Annotated in this window: 18 protein-coding genes; all 18 read right to left on the reverse strand. The window is 38.4% G+C overall.

What is annotated here, in order from left to right; all coding sequences use genetic code 11:
• Window positions 1-12: 12 nt before the first annotated feature.
• The 18 genes from AC5YGB_RS07100 to AC5YGB_RS07185 all read right to left on the reverse strand — a co-directional run bounded on the left by AC5YGB_RS07100 (window position 13) and on the right by AC5YGB_RS07185 (window position 19,935).
• Window positions 13-879: a DMT family transporter gene (locus tag AC5YGB_RS07100; protein WP_082344996.1), complete on the reverse strand. Its 867-nt coding sequence runs from the start codon at window positions 877-879 to the stop codon at window positions 13-15.
• A gap of 78 nt (window positions 880-957) precedes the next feature.
• Window positions 958-1,668, reverse strand: a complete 711-nt coding sequence (locus AC5YGB_RS07105; RefSeq protein ID WP_271770612.1) for a glycerophosphodiester phosphodiesterase — start codon at window positions 1,666-1,668, stop codon at window positions 958-960.
• A 40-nt stretch (window positions 1,669-1,708) separates the two neighbouring features.
• Window positions 1,709-3,154 carry an NADH-quinone oxidoreductase subunit NuoN gene (nuoN, locus tag AC5YGB_RS07110; protein WP_020026208.1) on the reverse strand — a complete coding sequence of 482 codons (1,446 nt, stop codon included), beginning with the start codon at window positions 3,152-3,154 and terminating at the stop codon, window positions 1,709-1,711.
• Entirely contained in the window at window positions 3,154-4,701 is a 1,548-nt protein-coding gene (locus AC5YGB_RS07115; RefSeq protein WP_020026209.1) for an NADH-quinone oxidoreductase subunit M, read from the reverse strand. Before AC5YGB_RS07115 ends, nuoN begins: the two co-directional genes overlap by 1 nt.
• Window positions 4,702-4,710: 9 nt before the next feature.
• On the reverse strand, window positions 4,711-6,672 hold the full coding sequence (nuoL, locus tag AC5YGB_RS07120; RefSeq protein WP_020026210.1) for an NADH-quinone oxidoreductase subunit L: 1,962 nt from the start codon (window positions 6,670-6,672) through the stop codon (window positions 4,711-4,713).
• 2 nt (window positions 6,673-6,674) lie between these two features.
• Window positions 6,675-6,980 carry an NADH-quinone oxidoreductase subunit NuoK gene (gene nuoK / locus AC5YGB_RS07125; RefSeq protein ID WP_020023975.1) on the reverse strand — a complete coding sequence of 102 codons (306 nt, stop codon included), beginning with the start codon at window positions 6,978-6,980 and terminating at the stop codon, window positions 6,675-6,677.
• On the reverse strand, window positions 6,977-7,591 hold the full coding sequence (locus AC5YGB_RS07130) for an NADH-quinone oxidoreductase subunit J (RefSeq protein ID WP_020028361.1): 615 nt from the start codon (window positions 7,589-7,591) through the stop codon (window positions 6,977-6,979). Before AC5YGB_RS07130 ends, nuoK begins: the two co-directional genes overlap by 4 nt.
• Window positions 7,592-7,599: 8 nt before the next feature.
• Window positions 7,600-8,091: an NADH-quinone oxidoreductase subunit NuoI gene (gene nuoI / locus AC5YGB_RS07135; RefSeq protein ID WP_020023973.1), complete on the reverse strand. Its 492-nt coding sequence runs from the start codon at window positions 8,089-8,091 to the stop codon at window positions 7,600-7,602.
• A gap of 12 nt (window positions 8,092-8,103) precedes the next feature.
• Entirely contained in the window at window positions 8,104-9,171 is a 1,068-nt protein-coding gene (gene nuoH / locus AC5YGB_RS07140; RefSeq protein WP_020028362.1) for an NADH-quinone oxidoreductase subunit NuoH, read from the reverse strand.
• A 12-nt stretch (window positions 9,172-9,183) separates the two neighbouring features.
• Window positions 9,184-11,424: an NADH-quinone oxidoreductase subunit NuoG gene (nuoG, locus tag AC5YGB_RS07145; RefSeq protein WP_271770610.1), complete on the reverse strand. Its 2,241-nt coding sequence runs from the start codon at window positions 11,422-11,424 to the stop codon at window positions 9,184-9,186.
• A complete protein-coding gene (nuoF, locus tag AC5YGB_RS07150) occupies window positions 11,417-12,718 on the reverse strand; it encodes an NADH-quinone oxidoreductase subunit NuoF (RefSeq protein ID WP_053819695.1) in 1,302 nt (433 codons plus the stop codon). The genes nuoG and nuoF overlap by 8 nt, the downstream gene beginning before the upstream one ends.
• Window positions 12,715-13,188, reverse strand: coding sequence for an NADH-quinone oxidoreductase subunit NuoE (nuoE, locus tag AC5YGB_RS07155; protein ID WP_020023969.1), 474 nt, complete (start codon window positions 13,186-13,188; stop codon window positions 12,715-12,717). Before nuoE ends, nuoF begins: the two co-directional genes overlap by 4 nt.
• Entirely contained in the window at window positions 13,185-14,438 is a 1,254-nt protein-coding gene (locus AC5YGB_RS07160) for an NADH-quinone oxidoreductase subunit D (RefSeq protein ID WP_496137113.1), read from the reverse strand. Before AC5YGB_RS07160 ends, nuoE begins: the two co-directional genes overlap by 4 nt.
• Before the next feature lie 2 nt (window positions 14,439-14,440).
• Window positions 14,441-15,055, reverse strand: a complete 615-nt coding sequence (locus AC5YGB_RS07165; protein WP_020026216.1) for an NADH-quinone oxidoreductase subunit C — start codon at window positions 15,053-15,055, stop codon at window positions 14,441-14,443.
• 3 nt (window positions 15,056-15,058) lie between these two features.
• Window positions 15,059-15,538 carry a NuoB/complex I 20 kDa subunit family protein gene (locus AC5YGB_RS07170; RefSeq protein ID WP_020023966.1) on the reverse strand — a complete coding sequence of 160 codons (480 nt, stop codon included), beginning with the start codon at window positions 15,536-15,538 and terminating at the stop codon, window positions 15,059-15,061.
• Between the two features lie 12 nt (window positions 15,539-15,550).
• Window positions 15,551-15,907 carry an NADH-quinone oxidoreductase subunit A gene (locus AC5YGB_RS07175; RefSeq protein WP_020023965.1) on the reverse strand — a complete coding sequence of 119 codons (357 nt, stop codon included), beginning with the start codon at window positions 15,905-15,907 and terminating at the stop codon, window positions 15,551-15,553.
• A 93-nt stretch (window positions 15,908-16,000) separates the two neighbouring features.
• Window positions 16,001-17,419: a metalloprotease TldD gene (tldD, locus tag AC5YGB_RS07180; protein ID WP_020023964.1), complete on the reverse strand. Its 1,419-nt coding sequence runs from the start codon at window positions 17,417-17,419 to the stop codon at window positions 16,001-16,003.
• Window positions 17,416-19,935, reverse strand: coding sequence for a YhdP family protein (locus tag AC5YGB_RS07185; protein ID WP_496137114.1), 2,520 nt, complete (start codon window positions 19,933-19,935; stop codon window positions 17,416-17,418). The genes tldD and AC5YGB_RS07185 overlap by 4 nt, the downstream gene beginning before the upstream one ends.
• Between the last annotated feature and the right edge of the window lie 30 nt (window positions 19,936-19,965).

Below are 19,965 nucleotides of genomic sequence, written 5' to 3' on the forward strand. Positions count from 1 at the left end.
CCGATAATTGTTTTAATTATACTTTTTACCCCATCGTTCTAGAGAAATGGTTGCAATAAAAATGATAAACATACCGACCCACTGACTCATCCCAAGGGCATCTTGCAAAAGCATCACACCTAAAAGTATTGTAAATACTGGCTCTAGATACATTACGTTAGATGTCCTAACAGGCCCAATGAGAGAGATTGATTTAAAGAAAAAATAGAAGCCTCCACTCATTCCCATTGCGGAGAGAATACTCCACATGAGCATTTCAGATGAGACCGATGCAATTGGATCCGAATTCAGGATAAAGTATATGGATACAAATATTAATGAAGGCAAGACTGTTATGTATTTAACGAGTCCCCAACCAGACTCAACGCTATCGTGCCTGGATAGAATGTTGACTGTGACTTGAGCGCAGGAGGCAACCAAGCCCCAAAATATGCCCCACAAATTCCAATCACTTGAGTCGCCCTGAACCAAAACCCAAATACCAAATAGCGAAACTAATAGAGCGGCAACTGATAAAAGATCAATGGATCTACTTTTGATAAGAGAATTTACAAAAAAGGTAATGATAGGGAACGTGTAAATCACGACTACAGCAAGGCTCAGCGGAATTAACTTGATTGAATACATGTAAGAAGAAATAAAGAGGGCCTGGAACAGACTTATTAAGATGAGTCTAGTATGAGCTGATCTACTTTTAGCTTTCTTAGGTGACTTATTTAGAATGCTTGCAAATATAAAGGTGCTGACATAGCGTACCGAGAGAAGAAGGAATACAGTTCCTCCGACTCCATAAAAATACGGGACTACTGTAGCAGCAAGAGAGAAAAAGAATGCCGCTAATATTGCCGTGATAACGCTTGCCGATAGATTATTGGACACAGTAAGTTAAGAATCACAAATGATAAGAGCCTGCATTTTAAGTCTCTTGAAGATAGAACGTCAAGGAATAAATTTAATTTAGCCCTTAATCCTTTTCATTATTGATTCAGGATCGTTGGTGGTAATTGAACTTGCTCCCCACTCGATTAACTTTAATGCGATATCTGCATCATCTATCGTCCAAGAGTGATACTCTAAGCCAGCATCAATCACTTTATCCACAAATAATTTTGAAGATTCATTGTCAGTTGAGATTCCATTCGCATTTATCTCTAAAGCCTCATCAATTAATCTATCAAAATCTCGGCCATCCTCACAAGAATAAAGAAAAAATCCTTTATAAACTGGATTTAATGCCTTTAACTCTTTTATCACATTAGAATGAAATGAAATAACCACTATATCATCTGGACTCATTTCAGAATTGGAAAGCTGATTCAAAAGCGGAGAGAGAATTTCAGGGCCACACTTGATTTCAATGAAAATTTTCTTTCCTTTTGGAGCGCTCTGGATTACCTCAGACAATGTCGGAATTTTTAGATTGAGATTAGAGTCTCCTTTAGAACTTAGTTCTAATTCTTTTAAATCTTTAAGAGTTGAGTTGTGGATCACTGCCTTAGTGTTGCAGACTCTCTCAGTGTCATCATCATGGATACAAATAATTTCACCATCTTTAGTTAAATGGAAGTCGCCTTCGATTCCATCAACACCGAGCTCCCAAGATGCCTCAAAGGCTGGCAGAGAGTTTTCAGGGAATGTAAATGAGACTCCACGATGCGCAATAATCATAAAGCCATTCTACAGAAAATCTAATAAAAACTTGGGTCAGTTAGAAGAGTGATACAGATAGATTCATCCAAAAACTCGGCATTAAGCCAATGATTAATATCAGGATACCATTTAAGGACAGAACAACCTTTAGATCAATTGGAGCGGAGACAATAATTTCTTTATCTGACTCGTCAAAGTACATGGTTTTAATGACTTGTAAATAATAATAAGCACTGATGACTGCAAAAATAACTGCTACGACTGCCAGAATGACGTAACCCTCAGATATCACCTGTTGAAGGATAAATAGCTTAGAATAAAACCCAATAAAAGGAGGAACTCCTGCCATTGACAGCATTACCACAAGCATAATTAGAGCAAACCATGGAGAGTGCTTACTAAGGCCTTTAAAGTCTGAAACTTGGTCAGCTTCAAAACCATTTCTATTCAGCGCTATGATGGACCCAAAAGCTGCTAGACTCATTAGAATATAAGCCAATACATAAAATACAGCTGAACCATAACCCTCTAAAACTCCTGTCATAAAGCCCAGGAGTACAAACCCTACATGCGATATAGTTGAATAAGCGAGCATTCTTTTAATATTCACTTGAGTCAATGCAACTAGCGATCCGACAGCAATGGAAAGGACAGCTAGGATCATAAATAAATCAGCCCAATACTGCTGAAAATTACCCAAACCATCAATAAGCAGTCGAACTAATAAGGCAACTGCCGCAATCTTTGGAACCGTTGATAGAAACATTGTGACTGAAGTAGGTGAGCCTTGATAGACATCTGGCACCCACATATGAAAAGGAACTGCACCAAGTTTGAAAGCAACACCGATTACAAGAAAAACTAGACCAAAATTAAGAATCAATGTTTCTTGAGATTCTAGTGTGGATGAACTTGCAAAATTTGATATCTGGGCAATATCTAAGCCACCAGTTATGCCATAGATCATCGACATTCCATACAGCAGCAAGCCTGAAGCAATAGCACCTAAAACAAAATACTTTAATGCTGCCTCAATCGCAAAGGCTCTATCCCTTGCAGTTGCTATAAGTGCATAAAGTGAGAGTGACATTATTTCCAATCCCAAATACAAAGTAAGGAGGCTATGTCCAGATATCATAACCATCATTCCAAGGATGGACATTAGCGCAAGAATGAAATATTCGTTCCTTAATAGCTCATGGACTATAAGGTATTGACGAGAGTAAACAAGCGCAATCACTGAAAACCCAAGAACAAATACTTTAAAGGTTGAGCCTAAATTATCCAGCACGAATGTCCCAGAGAAAATAGTTGCGCTCTCACCAATTAGATTAAACGCAAGAAAACCTGTAATTATTAGCGCCAATTGAGACAAATGATAAGAATATTTTTTGTATTTCTCACTAACAAATAAATCAAATAATAAAATAAAAGAAATTGCGCTTAGGAGAAAAAGCTCCGGCAAAATAAAGATTAGTTCTGAAACATTAAAGTTAAAATTCATCATAATATAGCTGGTATTTTAGTCGTAAGGGACTGCTCTAAAAGGTTTGCGATAGAAATATGCATTACCTCAATTACGGGCTGAGGATAAATACCCATCCACAATACCGCCACCGCAAGAATTGAAAGGACACCAAATTCTCTGGCGTTAACATCACTCAGCGTTTTTACATCTGGATTGACAATTGGTCCCCAAAATACCCGTTTAACCATCCATAGTGTATATGCCGCACCAACTATCAGAGTCATAGCAGCTAAAAATGCGTACCAAAAATTTGCTTGAAGCGCACCTAGGATGACCATAAATTCTCCAACAAAACCGGAGGTACCTGGGAGTCCAGCATTTGCCATTGCAAACAAAACAGCAAAACCTGTAAATTTTGGCATTGAATTGACAACACCGCCGTAAGTAGAAATTTCCCTGGAATGAAGACGATCATATAGCACGCCAACTACCAAGAACATAGCGGCAGATATGAAGCCATGAGAAACCATTTGAATCATTGCTCCCTCTAGCCCAAGGTATGCACTTTCAATACTTGCTCCAGCAATCGATATAAGTTCACCATTTGAGTCCATTTTCATAATTGAGAATAAAGCGAAGACACCTAAAGTAACGAACCCCATATGAGAGATTGAGGAGTAAGCAATTAATTTCTTCATGTCTTTTTGAACTAAAGCAACGAAGCCAATATAGACAATGGCAATTAATGAGAGCACGATGACAACAAAAGAAAAATAGGATGATGCATCTGGCGTTATAGGTAGTGAGAATCTAAAGAATCCATAACCACCCATTTTCAACATAATAGCAGCTAGAATTACTGAGCCCCCTGTTGGCGCCTGAACGTGGGCATCAGGAAGCCATGTATGAACTGGAAACATTGGAACTTTGACCGCAAATGCAAGGAAAAATGCCCAAAAAATCCAGCTCTGCTGACTCAATGTTAATGGCAAAGAATGCATATCAGAAATAGCAAATGAACCACCAAGGTTGTACATATAAATGAGTGAAACAAGCATAAATACCGAACCTAGGAATGTGTACAAAAAGAACTTAATTGAGGCATAAACACGATTTTGACCACCCCAAACTCCGATGATTAGAAGCATTGGTATTAATGAAGCTTCCCAAAAAACATAGTAAAGCATTGAGTCCATTGCTGAGAAGACACCAATAATGATCCCCTCCATCATTAAAAATGCAGCCATGTAATCAGCCACCCTATTTTTAATAACCTCCCACCCAGCAATGATGACCAATATTGTAGAAAAAGTAGTCAAGATAATCAAAGGCATTGAAATTCCATCTATTCCCAGATGATAAAAAATATTAAACTGAGAAATCCAGCTCATTTTTTCAACAAACTGCATCGATGATGTATTTGTATCAAAGTCTAAAAACAAATTTATAGATAAAAGAAAGACGAGTATTGATATGCCAGCGCTGACCCATCTTGCAAGTTGGCTTCTATTATTTCCAATCAACAGTACTGCGCCAGCTCCAAAAATAGGCAACCAAATCAAAATACTTAGCAATGAATCCATACTTCTACCTTAACTTAAAAATGAATAATCTGAAGCGATTAACACCCAACCCAAAACAAGCATCAAACTTACTATCATAAAGAATGCATAGTGGTAGACATAGCCAGTCTGAACAGGTCTTATGAAGGCGCCCAAATAACGTGTAAATTTCGCACTCCCATTGACAAGTAGCTTGTCAATTAAAGCCATATCTGAGACCTTCCAAAGGAGATTACCAATCTTAAGTGCACCCTTCACAAAGATAATTTCATTTAACTTATCAAAGCCATAAAGAGAGTTCAGCACATAGTTGGTTCTCTTGAGTTTAGACTGAATCATCTCTGCCCAATCAGTTCGATACAAACAAAACACCCACGCTGTAATACCGCCGCCAATCATCATCCAGAATGGAAGTGTAACTACAGAATGAGTTATGAGTGCGAATGCAGAGTGGAAATGACTTTTAAGTTTGTCTAAAGCATGGTGCGATGAATCGATAGTAATTGCATTTTCTAGCCATCCGCCAAATAACATGGGCTCAATAGTAAAGTAACCTATTACAACTGAGGGTATTGCAAGGAGAACTAGGGGTACCGTTATTGATGGAGCAGTCTCATGAAGGTGCTCCTCAGTATGGCTATCAACTCTAGATTCACCATGAAAAACTAAGAACAATAATCTCAAACTATAAAAGGCAGTTATAAATACGCCCAGCACAACAGCGAAGTAGGCCCATCCTGCAAAAGGCAAATCAGAATAATGTACGGCTTCAATAATCATATCTTTCGAATAGAAGCCTGCAAATCCAGGGAATCCGATTAAAGCCAACGTACCTAGAAGCGAGGTCATATAAGTGATAGGCATTTTCTTTCTGAGGCCACCCATTTTTCTGATATCTTGTTCGTGGTGCAGAGCGACAATGACAGAACCAGCTGCCAAAAAAAGTAACGCTTTAAAAAAGGCATGCGTCATGAGGTGAAATATCGCAACAGAGTAGGCGCTGACTCCAAGTGCAACAGTCATATAGCCAAGCTGAGAGAGGGTTGAATAAGCAACGACTTTTTTAATGTCATTTTGAACAATTCCAAGCAATCCCATAAATAATGCAGTGATTGCACCGATAACCATTACAACTGTCAATGCTACATCACTTAATTCAAATAGAGGTGACATACGAGACACCATGAATATACCTGCAGTAACCATCGTTGCAGCATGAATCAACGCTGAGATTGGCGTTGGGCCTTCCATTGATCCTGGCAGCCAAACGTGGAGTGGGACCTGGGCCGACTTGCCCATTGCTCCAACAAAGAGTAGAAGACATACAACCGTTATAGCAGAAAAATCACCAAATAATGTTTGCCCTACAATGAGCTCTTTTTGACTGAATGTTTCAGCATAGTCAAGTGTTCCAAAAAACATTAGAACGAAGGCAATTCCTAAAAGGAAGCCAAAGTCTCCAACACGGTTCACAAGGAAAGCTTTAAGATTTGCTTCAATTGCTGATTCTTTGTGATGCCAAAATCCAATCAAAAGATAAGACACCAATCCAACAGCCTCCCATCCAAAGAAGAGCTGCATGAAATTGTTTGAGATTACAAGGGTAAACATTGCAAAAGTAAAAAGGGATATGTAACTAAAAAATTTAGTGTAGCCCTTATCATCATGCATGTAGCCAATGGTGTATATATGGACCATTAGAGAAACAAATGAAACAACGACCAGCATCACCGCGGTAAGATTATCGACTAGAAACCCTACACTAATATTGAGGCTTCCAATTTGCATCCATGTGTATATATTTTGGTTAAAAATATCAGCATCATTTAAAACGTGGTGATTGAATACATATAGAGACAGAACAGTAGAAATAGCAACGCCCAGAATGGTAATAGAATGAGATAACTTTCTGCCTAATTGATTGCCTGCAAGTCCTACAATCAGAGAGCCAATCAAGGGTGCTAGAACAATGGTCAAGTAAATATTAAGCATCACTACCCCTTCAAAGTATTAGTGACATCAATATCTATCGAGCCACGATTTCTGTACATCAATGTCAAAATCGCAAGGCCAATAGCAACCTCTGCTGCAGCCACTGTCAAAATAAAGAATACAAATATTTGTCCAGACAGATCTGAGCCATAAAAAGAAAAGGCAATAAAGTTTGTATTAACTGCCGCCAAAATTAACTCAACACACATCAATATCATGATGATGTTTGTTCTATTGATAAATATTCCAGCAAGACCAATACAAAAAACAATTGAGCTGAGAATCAGGTAGTCAGAAAGTGCTATCATTTTGACTCCTTAACTTTATCTTTATTGATAGTAGCAAACTTCATCCTATCTTTTGCTTGAACGTTGATTTGCTCTGAAATAATTTGTTTCTTACTATTAATCTGATTCCTGTGAACTAGGGTTATTGCTGCAATAATTGCAATCAATAGAAGTATCGCTGCGAGTTCAAATGGATAGACATAGATTGTATAAAGCTGCTCAGCAATAGCAGTAATATTGCTATAAGATGAACCATGTTTTTCTGGCATTCCTACTACCTCAAGATCGAAAGGACCAGCGTTCAAAACTAGGGCCATTTGAACAATTACTACAATGGATACAAAAATACCCAGAGGAAGATAACGCGTAAACTGAGCTCTAAGTGTTGACTGCTCTGTGTCCAGCATCTTGATTACAAACATGAAAAGAACCATAACAGCACCCACATAAATCAATATGAGTGTGATAGCCAAAAACTCTGCTTCAAGAAGTAGCCAGAGACTTGCTGCACTGAAAAAAGTCAGGATGAGCCAGAGTGCTGCTTTTGCAGTATTTCTAGAGGTAATCATCACAAATGAGCTCACGACAAAGAAAAACGAGAACACATAAAATAAGATTGATGTAAATTCCATAACAGCCCTTACCTATATTTGGAGTCTTCTAATCTAGCCTTATTAATGGCCTCTTCATTTTCATCGCCAATAGCTAATAGGCTTTTTTTATCAATAATACTTCCCTCTCTTGACTCGAATGCATAATCAAAGATATGCGTCTCAACAATTGCATCAACTGGGCATGCTTCTTCACAAAAACCACAAAAAATACACTTAAATAAATCAATATCATATTGGGTTGTTCTTCTCGTTCCATCTTCTCTCATTTCTGAGTCAATAGTGATTGCATTTGCTGGGCAGACTGCTTCACACAGTTTGCATGCTATACATCTCTCTTCACCATTTGGATAACGACGCAAGGCATGAAGGCCCCTAAATCTAGGAGAAATCGGTGTTCGCTCCTCAGGGAATTGGACAGTGATTTTTTTATTAACAAGCTCTTTACTTGTGACCTTGAGGCCAGTTCGTAGCTCACCAAGGCTAAAGTCATTCACTAATTTTTTAACTTTATTGATCATTTCTCATTCTCCTTAAAACCAAGGTCCAATATTTAATTGAGTCATCAATGCCACGACAAATATCCAAACAATTGTCAATGGCAAGAAAACCTTCCAACATAATCGCATAATTTGGTCATACCTAAATCTAGGGAATGAGGCACGTATCCAAAAATACAAGAATAAAAAGAAACTCATCTTAGCCAAAAGCCAAATTAAATCCGGAACAAATGCAAACCAACTCTCAAGATATGGAATGCCATCAAATGGGGAATGCCAACCACCAAAGAATAACAAAACCGCAAGCATAGCCATGAATATCATGTTGAAGTATTCGGCCATAAAAAATAATGCAAAAGGCATTCCAGAATACTCTACATGCGTTCCTCCAACAATTTCTGACTCACCCTCTACAACATCAAAAGGCGCTCTATTCGTCTCAACTAATGCACCAATCCAGAATACGATCATCATTGGAAATAATGGAATCCAATACCAATTCAATATACCGCCAGATTGACTTTCAACCACAGTATTCAGGTTGACTGAACTCGCAATCATGACTACCGTTACTAAAACAAAACCTATAACAAGCTCATAAGAGATAAGAAGCGCTGTACTTCTTAGCGCTCCTAAAAGAGGATATTTTGAATTAGAGGCCCAGCCTGCGAGAACAATACCGTATACACCCACTGATCCAATTGCCATCACATAAAGCAGACTTATATCTAGGTTGGCAATATAAAAATCCTCACCAAAAGGAACTACTGCCCAAACTGCGACTGCTGGCACAAATGCTAAAACAGGTGCCAATAAAAATAGGTAAATGTTTGACTTTGAGGGAAAAATAATTTCTTTAAATAGCATCTTAAAGACATCTGCAAATGGCTGCAGAAGGCCAAATGGGCCAACACGATTAGGCCCAATTCTTAGCTGCATAAAACCAATCACTTTTCTTTCTGCATAGGTCATATACGCCATCGCAATAATTAAAGGAAAGATCAATGCTAAACCTTTAATTACAATAATTATTACGTCTGCTAAGCCGCCATTAAACCAAGGTATTAAGTGGTGAATAAGCTCGACGAATGATTGCCACATAACCGATTCCCCCTAAACCCTTCTGGCCTGACTAGTGTGAACAAAAACACAATCTTCTGCGACATCATCTGAGATTGAGACTGGCACTCCTAGGTAAAGATCATCTTGGCTAAGACTTAATTTCTTTGCTGTTGACTTTGCAATATATGCACTATTAATCTTTCCTATGTTTGACTCCTGAAGAGCTTTTGCTCTTCGAGTCACATTATCAATTGCGTAAGGAGCATACTGCCATAGCGTTGTAATATCTGAGTCTTCAAAACTCTCTGCAAAGGAGCCATTAATTTGGGTCTGCACCTTTGAGGATAATAGCGCTTCTTCTGCTACCTGTGATGAATCTACAAAGCTGAAGCCTTCTAGCTCAAGCAAATCTGCCATTACTTTGATAATTTTCCATCCAGGCTTAGAGTCTCCAGGACTTTTAACAGAGGCACTAAATGACTGAGCTATTCCATCAAAGTTGATATGAGTTCCAGATGTTTCATAAAAAGAAGCCATAGGGAGAATAACATCAGCACTTAAAAGGGTTGATTGATCTTCAAAACTTGTTAGTGAAACAACAAAGACGTCATCCTTGTTAAATAAATCCATTGCTAGCTTTGGATTAAAAAAGTCATACTGACTGTCTACATCCATTAATAAGAATGCTTTGCAACTCTCAGTGAGCATAGAGGAGGCATTCATTCCCTGATTAGTTGGAATAAAGCCAACTTTTTCAGCAGAATGGGCATTACCTGAAAGCGTCAAATTAGCAATTTTTGAATTTGAAATTTGTGCAATTTGAGAGACAGTACTAATAATTACTGAGTTACTAGGATTACTCTTTAGATGTTCTCCTAAAACAATTACTCCATTTTCAGAAGCAATTAAATCATTGGCAATCTTGTCATGCTCATCACTGGAGTTAACCTTTGATAGCTGTTCAGGCAAATCAGCCTTTGTCTTTAGATAGAGAGACTTAAGAATAGACTGAAGAGCTGGTAATAATGCTTGCGGAGCGGTCAAAAGGTCTATTTTTGTCTTAAAGTTAAAATCAAATTTCTTGCTATTAATTGTGTTGACCGTTGCGCCATTAATAACTGCCTTCCTAATACGATGGTTAATCATAGGCTGCTCTAAACGTGTATATGAACTCAAAATTAATGCATGATCTACTGACTCAATTTCAGATAGAGTAATACTTGAATCCATCGAACTTCCAGGACTCAAATTAGCATGATCTAATCGAAAATCAATATTTTCTGTTCCAAAGCTGCGAGCTAATTTTTGCATCAAATAGTATTCTTCGAGCGAAGCATTTTTTGAGGCCAAGACACCTAACTGCTCTGGTCTCTCTGCATTATTTTTGATCCCTTCAATTGCAAAGGCAAGTGCTTCTTGCCAGTCAACTTCCAGCCATTCACCATTTTTTTTGACTTTAGGTTTAAGTGAGCGACTCTCATGATTTAAACCCTCATATGAGAAGCGGTCTCTATCAGAAATCCATGTTTCATTTACCGAGTCATTGTCTCTAGCAACGACTCTCTTCACTTTGCCTCTGTATGATTGCGTAAAGATATTAGAGCCAACCAAATCATGTCGAGCAACACTCTGAACTGCGTTCATTTGCCAAGTTCTTGCTTCATACCTGAAAGGCTTTGAAGTGAGAGCGCCCACTGGACAAACGTCAATCATATTACCTGAAAGCTCTGACTGAATACCTTCCGTCAAAAAAGGTTCAATTTTTACACCTTCGCCTCTGCCGGTTCCACCCATCTCCACAATACCAGCGACTTCAGCACCAAATCTTACGCAGCGGGTGCAGTGTATGCATCTTGTCATATCTGTTTGAATGAGAGCGCCAATGCCTTTATCTGGAACGATTCTTTTTCCTTCATTAAATTTCGAAACATCCGAGCCATATTCCATTGCAACATCTTGAAGTTCGCATTCTCCGCCCTGATCACAGATAGGACAATCTAAAGGGTGGTTAATCAATAAAAACTCCATGACTGCTTTTTGAGCAAACTTGGCTTTATCATTTTTTGTATGAATTTTCATACCACTCGCAGCAGGAGTTGAGCAAGCTGGTTGAGCCTTGGGCACTCCCTCAATATCGACTAGACACATCCTACAATTTGCCGCAACTGACAACTTTTTGTGATAACAAAAGCGAGGAACTTCTATTCCTTCTCTATCCGCAATAGTAATAATGGAGTCGCCTTGATTAGCGCTCAATAGCTGGCCATCAATTTCAATTTCAATTTCAGACACTTGCCACTTCCTCAATTAAATTATGTTCCACTTCAACCATGCTTCTGCCATGTTCAATATAGTACTCAAATTCTTCTCTAAAGTGTTTAATGAAGCTTTCAACAGGAGTTGCAGCTGCGTCTCCAAGAGCACAGATTGTATTTCCCATAATTTTTTCTCCAACTGACAACAGTAAATCAAGATCTTCTTTTTTGCCATTTCCGTCAAGAATTCTTTGAAGCATTCTATATAGCCAGCCTGTCCCTTCTCTGCAAGGGGTGCACTGACCACATGACTCGTCATAGTAAAAGTGTGCTAAACGTGTCAAAGTTTTAACCATGCATGTTGTGTCGTCCATAACAATGACTGAACCCGCGCCAAGCATTGATCCAGCATTTGCGATGCTATCGTAATCCATGGTCATTTGCATAGCAGTATCTGCTGTTAAAATCGGTGTTGATGAGCCCCCTGGAATAACCGCTTTAAGTTTTCTACCTTCTTTTAGTCCACCAGCCAATTCTAGTAATTTAGAAAATGGTGTACCCATTGGTACTTCAAAGTTAGCTGGCTTTTTAACATTGCCAGTCACGGAGAAACATTTCGTTCCTCCAGAATTTTCCACACCTAAGTCAGCAAACCACTGTCCACCTCTTGAAAGGATTTCAGGTACTGAAGCAAAAGTTTCAGTATTGTTAATGGTAGTTGGTTTTCCATAAAGTCCAACGTTGGCTGGAAAAGGAGGTTTAAATCTTGGCTGCCCTTTTTTGCCCTCGAGGGACTCAAGTAAAGCTGTCTCCTCTCCACAAATGTATGCGCCAGCCCCAAGATGAGTATATAAATCAAAAGACACAGATCCGCCTTTAAGGTTCTTTCCAAGTAAGCCAGCCTCATAGGCATCTTTTAAGCCCTCTTCAAAGCGATAATAAGGCTCCATAAATTCACCTCGAATATAGTTGTAGCCAACTGATGCATTCATTACAAATCCAGCAATCGCCATACCCTCAATCACAGAGTGAGGATTGTATCTAAGAATATCTCGGTCATGACAAGTGCCTGGCTCACCCTCATCTGAGTTACAAACGACATATTTCTGACCCTCTTGGTTTCGAGGCATAAAACTCCACTTCAAACCGGTTGGGAAGCCAGCGCCACCTCGCCCTCTGAGTCCTGAGGTTTTTAATTCTGCAATAATTTCATCTGGTGTCATTTCACCATTAAGAATTTTGCGCCAAACTTTATAGCCACCATGTGCTTCATAAGTTGCAAGACTTGCTGGATTCTCTTTATCTATATTCTTAAAGCAAACTTCATTCATTTTAAATCTTCCAAAATTTTATCTAGTTTATTAGTTGTTAGATGCTCATGGTATTGGTCACCAATCTGGCACATTGGGCCGCCGACACAAGCGCCCAGACATTCAACCTTCTTGACACTAACTAAACCATCTTTGCTGACCTGTCCTGTTTTAACTTCGAGCTTATCTTCTAAGTAGGAAATCAGCTCATCTGATCCATTGAGCATGCAAGAAATGTTGTGACAGAATCGAATAACATGTTTTCCAACTGGCTTATGGTTATAGTTTTCATAAAATGTTGCAACTTCTTGGACACTAATTGCTGGCATGTCTAAGTAGTCAGCAACAGCTTGCATCAAGTCACCATTTAAGCTTCCACCATTCTCTTTTTGAACAATTGTTAAAGCTTGCATGACTGCGGAGCTACCGCGACCTTCTGGATATTTAGAAACCCAAAGATCAATCTCTTTTTTTGCTTGCTCAGAAATCATCGATCTACCTCACCAAAAACAATATCTTGAGAGCCAATTATAGTAACAACATCAGATAGCATATGACCTCTAGACATCTCGTCCATTGCTGCTAAATGTGCAAACCCCGGTGCTCTAATTTTAACTCTGTAAGGCTTATTTGCTCCATCTGAAACCATATAAACACCAAATTCACCTTTTGGCGCTTCTACTGCTGTATAGGCTTCTCCCTCAGGTAAGCAGTAACCTTCAGTAAATAATTTGAAGTGATGAATCAGTGACTCCATATCATCCTTCATGTCTTCTCTGTTTGGCGGCGTTACTTTGTGATCATCAGACATCACCGGTCCAGGATTAGCTTTAAGCCAAGCAACACACTGATTAATAATGTTAGTTGATTGGCGCATCTCTTCCATTCTGACTAGATATCGATCATAGCAATCACCTGTCATACCAACAGGAACTTCAAAATCTAATTTATCATAAACTGAATAAGGTTCGTTTTTACGAATGTCCCATTCAACTCCTGAGCCTCTCAACATAGCACCAGTAAAACCAAGCTGCATTGCTCTCTCTGGGGAGACTATTGCTATATTGACGAGTCTTTGTTTCCAAATCCTGTTATCAGTTAAAAGATCAGAATATTGCTGAATACTTTTTGGAAAATTCTTTGCAAAGTCCTCAATAAAGTCAAGCAGTGAGCCTTGACGGTTTTCGTTAATCTCTTTGAGTTTTTCTTCAGACCTTAATTTTGAGTCTAGATATTGAGGCATGGTATCAGGCAAGTCTCTGTAAACTCCACCTGGCCTATAATAAGTCGCATGCATCCTTGATCCACTGACAGCTTCATAGCAATCAATCAATGTTTCACGCTCACGAAAGGCATATAAAAATACGCTCATCGCGCCAACATCTAAAGCATGAGTTCCAATCCACATCAGGTGATTCATTATTCGAGTAATTTCATCAAACATCACTCTAATGTATTCAGCACGCTCTGGGACCTTGAGTCCAAGCATTTTTTCTATACTCATCACGTATGCATGCTCATTACACATCATCGATACATAATCGAGGCGATCCATATAACCAATGGATTGGTTATATGGCTTAGATTCAGCTAATTTTTCAGTGCCGCGATGCAAAAGTCCAATGTGCGGATCTGCCCTCTCTACAACCTCACCATCCAGCTCTAGAATAAGCCTAAGGACTCCATGCGCAGCGGGGTGCTGAGGACCAAAGTTAAGCGTGTAATTTTTCATTTCTGACATACTTACTTCCTTATCACTCTTGGAACATTAACATTAGGCTCAATACTCACAGGCTCATAAACCACTCTTCCAAGCTGGTCATCGTATCTCATTTCAACTTCACCAATCATTGGGAAATCTTTTCTAAGAGGGTGGCCCACAAAACCGTAATCAGTCAGAATCCTTCTGAGGTCATTATGATTCTCAAATAAAATTCCAAACAAATCAAAAGCCTCCCTTTCGAACCAGTCTGCACAGTTCCAGATTTTAGTCACAGATTGAATCATTAAATTATCAGTAGAAAGAAGAGCCTTGACTCTAAGTCTCTGATTACTTGACACTGATAAAAGATGGTAAATAACACCAAAGCGCTGGTCTTTTTGATTGGTTGATTTTTGCGCTTGTCGAGCCCTGCCAAATCCAGATGAACTTGCATTTCCATTCCAGTCAGATTCACCATAGGTTAAGTAGTCAACTCCACAAAGATCTATCAAAATTTCAAATTTAAATTCATCTTTAAGCTTATGACATACCTCAACAACGTTGTCACTATTAATAACGAGGGTAAGTTCATCATAGGCTTCAGTCACATTTTTTTTACCAAAGGCTTTGGATAATTTTTGCTTTAATTCTTTCATAACTTAGGTTCGAGCAATCGTGTTGGTTCTTCGGATTTTGTCTTGTAACTGAAGAATTCCATATAAAAGTGCTTCTGCTGTTGGAGGGCATCCGGGAACATAGACATCAACAGGAACAATTCGATCACATCCTCTAACTACAGCATAAGAGTAATGATAGTAACCACCTCCATTTGCACATGAGCCCATTGATAAAACATATTTGGGTTCTGGCATTTGATCATAAACCTTCCTTAATGCGGGAGCCATCTTATTTGTGAGTGTTCCAGCCACGATCATTAAATCTGACTGGCGAGGGGTTGGCCTAAAAACGATTCCAAAACGATCCAAGTCGTAACGCGATGAACCTGCCTCCATCATCTCGACAGCACAACAAGCAAGGCCAAATGTCATTGGCCATAGCGATCCAGTCCTTGCCCAGTTAATAACTTTGTCAAGTGAAGTGGTAACAAAGCCTTCTTTCATTAAGCCTTCAATAGCCATATTTAATCCTCATTATTCCCACTCTAGAGCCCCTTTTTTCCACTCAAAGATAAAGCCAACTACCAGAAGCAATAAAAATATAGACATTGCAACAAAACCAAACCAGCCTAACTTAGCCTGAACCACAGCCCAGGGGATGAAAAAAGCCACCTCGAGATCAAAAAGCACAAACAAAATAGCTACCAGATAGTATCGAATATTGAAGTGCATGCGTGAGTCATCAAAAGCTGGAAATCCACACTCAAACTGTGAGTTTTTTTCTTCGCTAGGATTACTTGGACCTAAAAGATAGCCCACGACTGTGAGGCCTACTCCAAAGGCAATTCCTAGGAAAATAAATACGATAATTGGTAAATAATTTTCGAGCATTGTTTATCCTCAACTAAACAGCGAAATATTATATCAAATTAATCGTAAAACAGCCAGTTAAAAAGCGTTTAATTAACCGGATAAGATATTAAATTAAAGCTGCGTACCACCCACAGTGAGCATGTCAACTTTAAGGCTAGGCTGCCCAACTCCAACTGGAACACTTTGCCCGTCTTTCCCGCATACACCAATGCCAGGATCTAATTGAAGATCATCTCCCACCATGGAGATTTGGTGTAGTACTTCATCACCGGCACCAATTAGGGTGGCACCCTTGATGGGTGTTGTAATTTTTCCATTTTTGATCAGGTAAGCTTCGTTTGCAGAAAAAACAAATTTTCCTGAAGTAATATCAACTTGACCACCATCAAAGTTCTTAGCATAAATTCCGTCTTCTACTGACATCACCATATCGTCAAACTTGTCTTCGCCATTTAGCATATAAGTATTCGTCATTCTAGGCATTGGGATGTGTGCATAGGATTCACGCCTTCCATTTCCTGTGCTTGGCTTATTCATCAAGCGGCCATTCATTTTGTCCATCATGTAGCCTTTAAGAACCCCTTTTTCAATTAGAGTAGTCTCTTGAGTTGGCGTACCCTCGTCATCAATCGTTAAGCTGCCTCTTCTATTCTGAATGGTTCCGTTATCAACAATAGTGCATTTTTCACTAGCTACTTTTTCACCAATTTTTCCACTAAACACAGAACTGCCCTTACGATTAAAGTCGCCTTCTAAGCCATGTCCAATTGCCTCATGTAACAAAACTCCAGGCCAACCAGATCCCAGTATGACAGGCATCTTTCCTGCTGGAGCATCATTAGAATCTAATGCTACAAGAGCCAAACGAATTGCCTCTTTCGTATAAACTTCGGCCAATGAGTTTTCAGCAAAATAGCTGTAATCATATCGTCCACCACCACCACTTGAAGACTGCTCAACCCTTCCATTATGCTCTACAATAACTGAAACGCTTACTCTTACCATTGGTCTGCAGTCAATCTCGTAAACACCATCAGTGGAGGCTATTAAAACTTCAGTATAGGCTCCAGAAAGTGAAGCACTAACCTGGACCACTTTAGGTTCTTTTCTTGCCATAGTATTGATTTGTCTCAATAAGTCAACTTTTTGCTCAGAAGTCAAACTATCAAGGGGACTAATGGCAGAATATTTAGAGGGATAATTAGTGCTCTTTAGAAGTTTAGGTGATGAATGAGGCTTACTACTGGATATGCCTTTTGCAAAATCTACTGCACCTTGAATGGCCTTCAAGTTTAGATCATCTGAATAAGAAAATCCCGTTTTATCACCTGATACACATCTTGCTCCAACACCATGACTAATATTATAGGAGCCATCCTTGACTATCCCTTCGTCAAGAACCCAGGATTCTGCAACAGAATGCTGAAAATATAAATCAGAGTAATCTGAACCAGTGCCTGACAGAGAACTCAGTAGATTGTATATTTCAACCTCATTAATTTTGTGATCATTTAATAGTTGATTAATCATAAAACTTTAACTCCATCTAATTTTTCAATAATTGGCTCAGACCATGGACCTGAAATAACAAAAGTTATCTCAACAGTGTTATCTAGAAGTCCACTCATTACTTCACCACCAAAAAGCATCTTATCTGCAGCCCAAACCCCAAAACCAGCAAGACCCCCTCCAGCTAAATAAGTGGCTAAAGGGATCGTGTTAGCAATTGCTGGCTGAACGTTTGCTGCTAAATTATAGTCTCTTTTAATTAAATCAACTGAACCAGTTAACTCAATATCACTCTCTTCACTCTCTACAAGGAAGTAGTCCACTTTTGCAACTCCATCATTAAATAATAATTTAGCATTGATCTGGTCATAAACATAGCCCGCCTCTCTTAATTCACTTCTAGTTAACCTAAAACGATTTGCAATGGTCTCTAAATTAATAAATGAAATCAATTTAAAAAGATTGGGATCTTGGTTCGTAAAAACCCCCTCTGCAACCTCTGCTTGCATAAAACCACTTATATTCTTTGGAGCAACTTGCCATGGCTCACAATCACAATATAACCGTAAATCGACACTAAAGCCACCACCAATAACAGGCTCATTAACCCCAAATTTATTCAAAAAACTTGACAAATTTTGACTTGAAGCTTTAGCTCTTAGAGCTGTTTTTCCGTTTAGCCAGCTTCCATTAAAAACTAAATCTTCTTCACTGAGGCCAATATTTTCAAAAACCAGGTTTTTGATTTCCATCACATAATCATGATTGATGAGATCAGCCTCAAAATTGGGAACTATTTTATTATTAACCTTGGAGTCTTTAAGAGACAGATGTAAGCTTGGAAAAATTTTAGGTGATAGTTTCCAATCATTTATATTATCAAGGCTTGAAATATTAAGATCCTTTAGGTTAAGAATATATTTGCCATCATTATCTATCAATAAAGTCAGATCAGCATATAAATCTTCTGATTTCATAATACTGCTCCATTCAACAGACGAGCGCTTGCTAATAAAAGCATCAATCGAACTACTCAAATGAGTCAACTTAACTTTTAAAGCCGAATTCTCCTCATTAAACCAATCTTTAGGATTTAATGACATTTGAAAAAGCTCGCCTCCAATTAACCCTTTACCTTTTGTTCTAATGAGACCGTCTTTAAAAGAGATTTGAGAATTAAATCCATCAACATTAATTTCTCCATCAAAAAGACTGAGTGAATTCTCAGATGCAAACATATCAAAAGTTAACTCTGGCTTTTGATCAGTATTTTTTTGAAGTGGAGCAACTAAGTTAATATTTCCCCAAAGCTTTCCAATCAGCTCAAACTCATCGAGATAAGTTTTAATCTTATCTGATACTGAAGTTTCTCTAATAAACTGTTCAACTTTTTGACTGTTTGAATCAAATCGCGCATTGAGAGATAATTTAGCATCTGGCTGATTAAAATCTCTAGTAGTTATGCTTAGGTAACTTAAATCGATACCCTCAACTCTAGCTTGATTTCCTACAATCTTTAAATAATCATTTGAAAAAGTCACTTTTGCATTGATATCTTCAATAGATGGCCAATTGGGATTTGCATTTATAGTTGCCTTCGAAAGATTGGCAGAAAATTTAGTATTTGGAGCCTCTATCTTGCCCGACATGTTAAATCGAGTTGTCAACATAATGTCTTTCAAAAATCCATCTTTTAAAACTTCGTCTATCCATCGAGCTCCCTCCGAAGCAGAGAGCGACTCTGGGATATTCTGATTAATTTTTGATACCTCTATCTGATCAATATAACTCTCAAATTCAAGATAAACTTGATCTTGTTGATTAAAAATTTTAACTTGTGCTGAAAGATTAAAATCTTCATTTTTAAGGGAAAAAGGAATCACAGCAACACGCTCTTCTCTTGCTTTTGCAACATCAATACTTGTATTAATGTTGACCATGCTGCCAAGCTTTGGAACTTGCGAAGTACTAAAAATCGACTGATCTCTCATAGAAAGGCTAATCTTTTGTTTATTTCTCTTTAGTTCAATTGGTGCAAGGTCAAGTGACTGCTGACCTATGAGCTGAGTTCTATTAATAGAAAGAGATTGAAGAGCTAATAAACCAGATACGCCAATGTTAGATAACACAGACTCTGCATTCATGATTCCAACATAATCATCGATATTTGAAGTGTCAATTAACAACTCATTAACATCAATATGACCAGGTATCTCAATGCCTTTATAGAGGGCCATAAGATTAACATTCCATCGTAAAACATCAACCTTAGCAATTGGCTTCATGCCATCTGAACTAATTTGTAGCTCTTTGACTGCTAAAAAAAGTTCATTTTCCTGAAATTCAAGAGAAATTTTTTCAATACGAACATCCAGACCACTAATTTCAGAAAGACGACTTTCAATCTGACCCTTGATAGTCTGAGGAAACATAATCAGAAAAGCAACGACTACCAATATAGCTAGGGCCATGAATGCTGTCACCCAAGTACTAATCTTTAGAATATTAAGGCTTCTTAGGAGGGTTTTTTTTAGCATATTTTTGTTGCATTCAACTGCAAGATATTA

This window comes from Candidatus Pseudothioglobus sp. uisw_142, assembly GCF_059512465.1.

Excerpts from the sequence above, each read along its gene's own strand:
- AC5YGB_RS07105 (WP_271770612.1), bottom strand. The coding sequence starts at position 1,668 with ATGATTATTGCGCATCGTGGAGTCTCATTTACATTCCCTGAAAACTCT.
- nuoN (WP_020026208.1), bottom strand. The coding sequence starts at position 3,154 with ATGAATTTTAACTTTAATGTTTCAGAACTAATCTTTATTTTGCCGGAG.
- AC5YGB_RS07115 (WP_020026209.1), bottom strand. The coding sequence starts at position 4,701 with ATGGATTCATTGCTAAGTATTTTGATTTGGTTGCCTATTTTTGGAGCT.
- nuoL (WP_020026210.1), bottom strand. The coding sequence starts at position 6,672 with ATGCTTAATATTTACTTGACCATTGTTCTAGCACCCTTGATTGGCTCT.
- nuoK (WP_020023975.1), bottom strand. The coding sequence starts at position 6,980 with ATGATAGCACTTTCTGACTACCTGATTCTCAGCTCAATTGTTTTTTGT.
- AC5YGB_RS07130 (WP_020028361.1), bottom strand. The coding sequence starts at position 7,591 with ATGGAATTTACATCAATCTTATTTTATGTGTTCTCGTTTTTCTTTGTC.
- nuoI (WP_020023973.1), bottom strand. The coding sequence starts at position 8,091 with ATGATCAATAAAGTTAAAAAATTAGTGAATGACTTTAGCCTTGGTGAG.
- nuoH (WP_020028362.1), bottom strand. The coding sequence starts at position 9,171 with ATGTGGCAATCATTCGTCGAGCTTATTCACCACTTAATACCTTGGTTT.
- nuoF (WP_053819695.1), bottom strand. The coding sequence starts at position 12,718 with ATGAATGAAGTTTGCTTTAAGAATATAGATAAAGAGAATCCAGCAAGT.
- nuoE (WP_020023969.1), bottom strand. The coding sequence starts at position 13,188 with ATGATTTCTGAGCAAGCAAAAAAAGAGATTGATCTTTGGGTTTCTAAA.
- AC5YGB_RS07160 (WP_496137113.1), bottom strand. The coding sequence starts at position 14,438 with ATGTCAGAAATGAAAAATTACACGCTTAACTTTGGTCCTCAGCACCCC.
- AC5YGB_RS07165 (WP_020026216.1), bottom strand. The coding sequence starts at position 15,055 with ATGAAAGAATTAAAGCAAAAATTATCCAAAGCCTTTGGTAAAAAAAAT.
- AC5YGB_RS07170 (WP_020023966.1), bottom strand. The coding sequence starts at position 15,538 with ATGGCTATTGAAGGCTTAATGAAAGAAGGCTTTGTTACCACTTCACTT.
- AC5YGB_RS07175 (WP_020023965.1), bottom strand. The coding sequence starts at position 15,907 with ATGCTCGAAAATTATTTACCAATTATCGTATTTATTTTCCTAGGAATT.
- tldD (WP_020023964.1), bottom strand. The coding sequence starts at position 17,419 with ATGATTAATCAACTATTAAATGATCACAAAATTAATGAGGTTGAAATA.
- AC5YGB_RS07185 (WP_496137114.1), bottom strand. The coding sequence starts at position 19,935 with ATGCTAAAAAAAACCCTCCTAAGAAGCCTTAATATTCTAAAGATTAGT.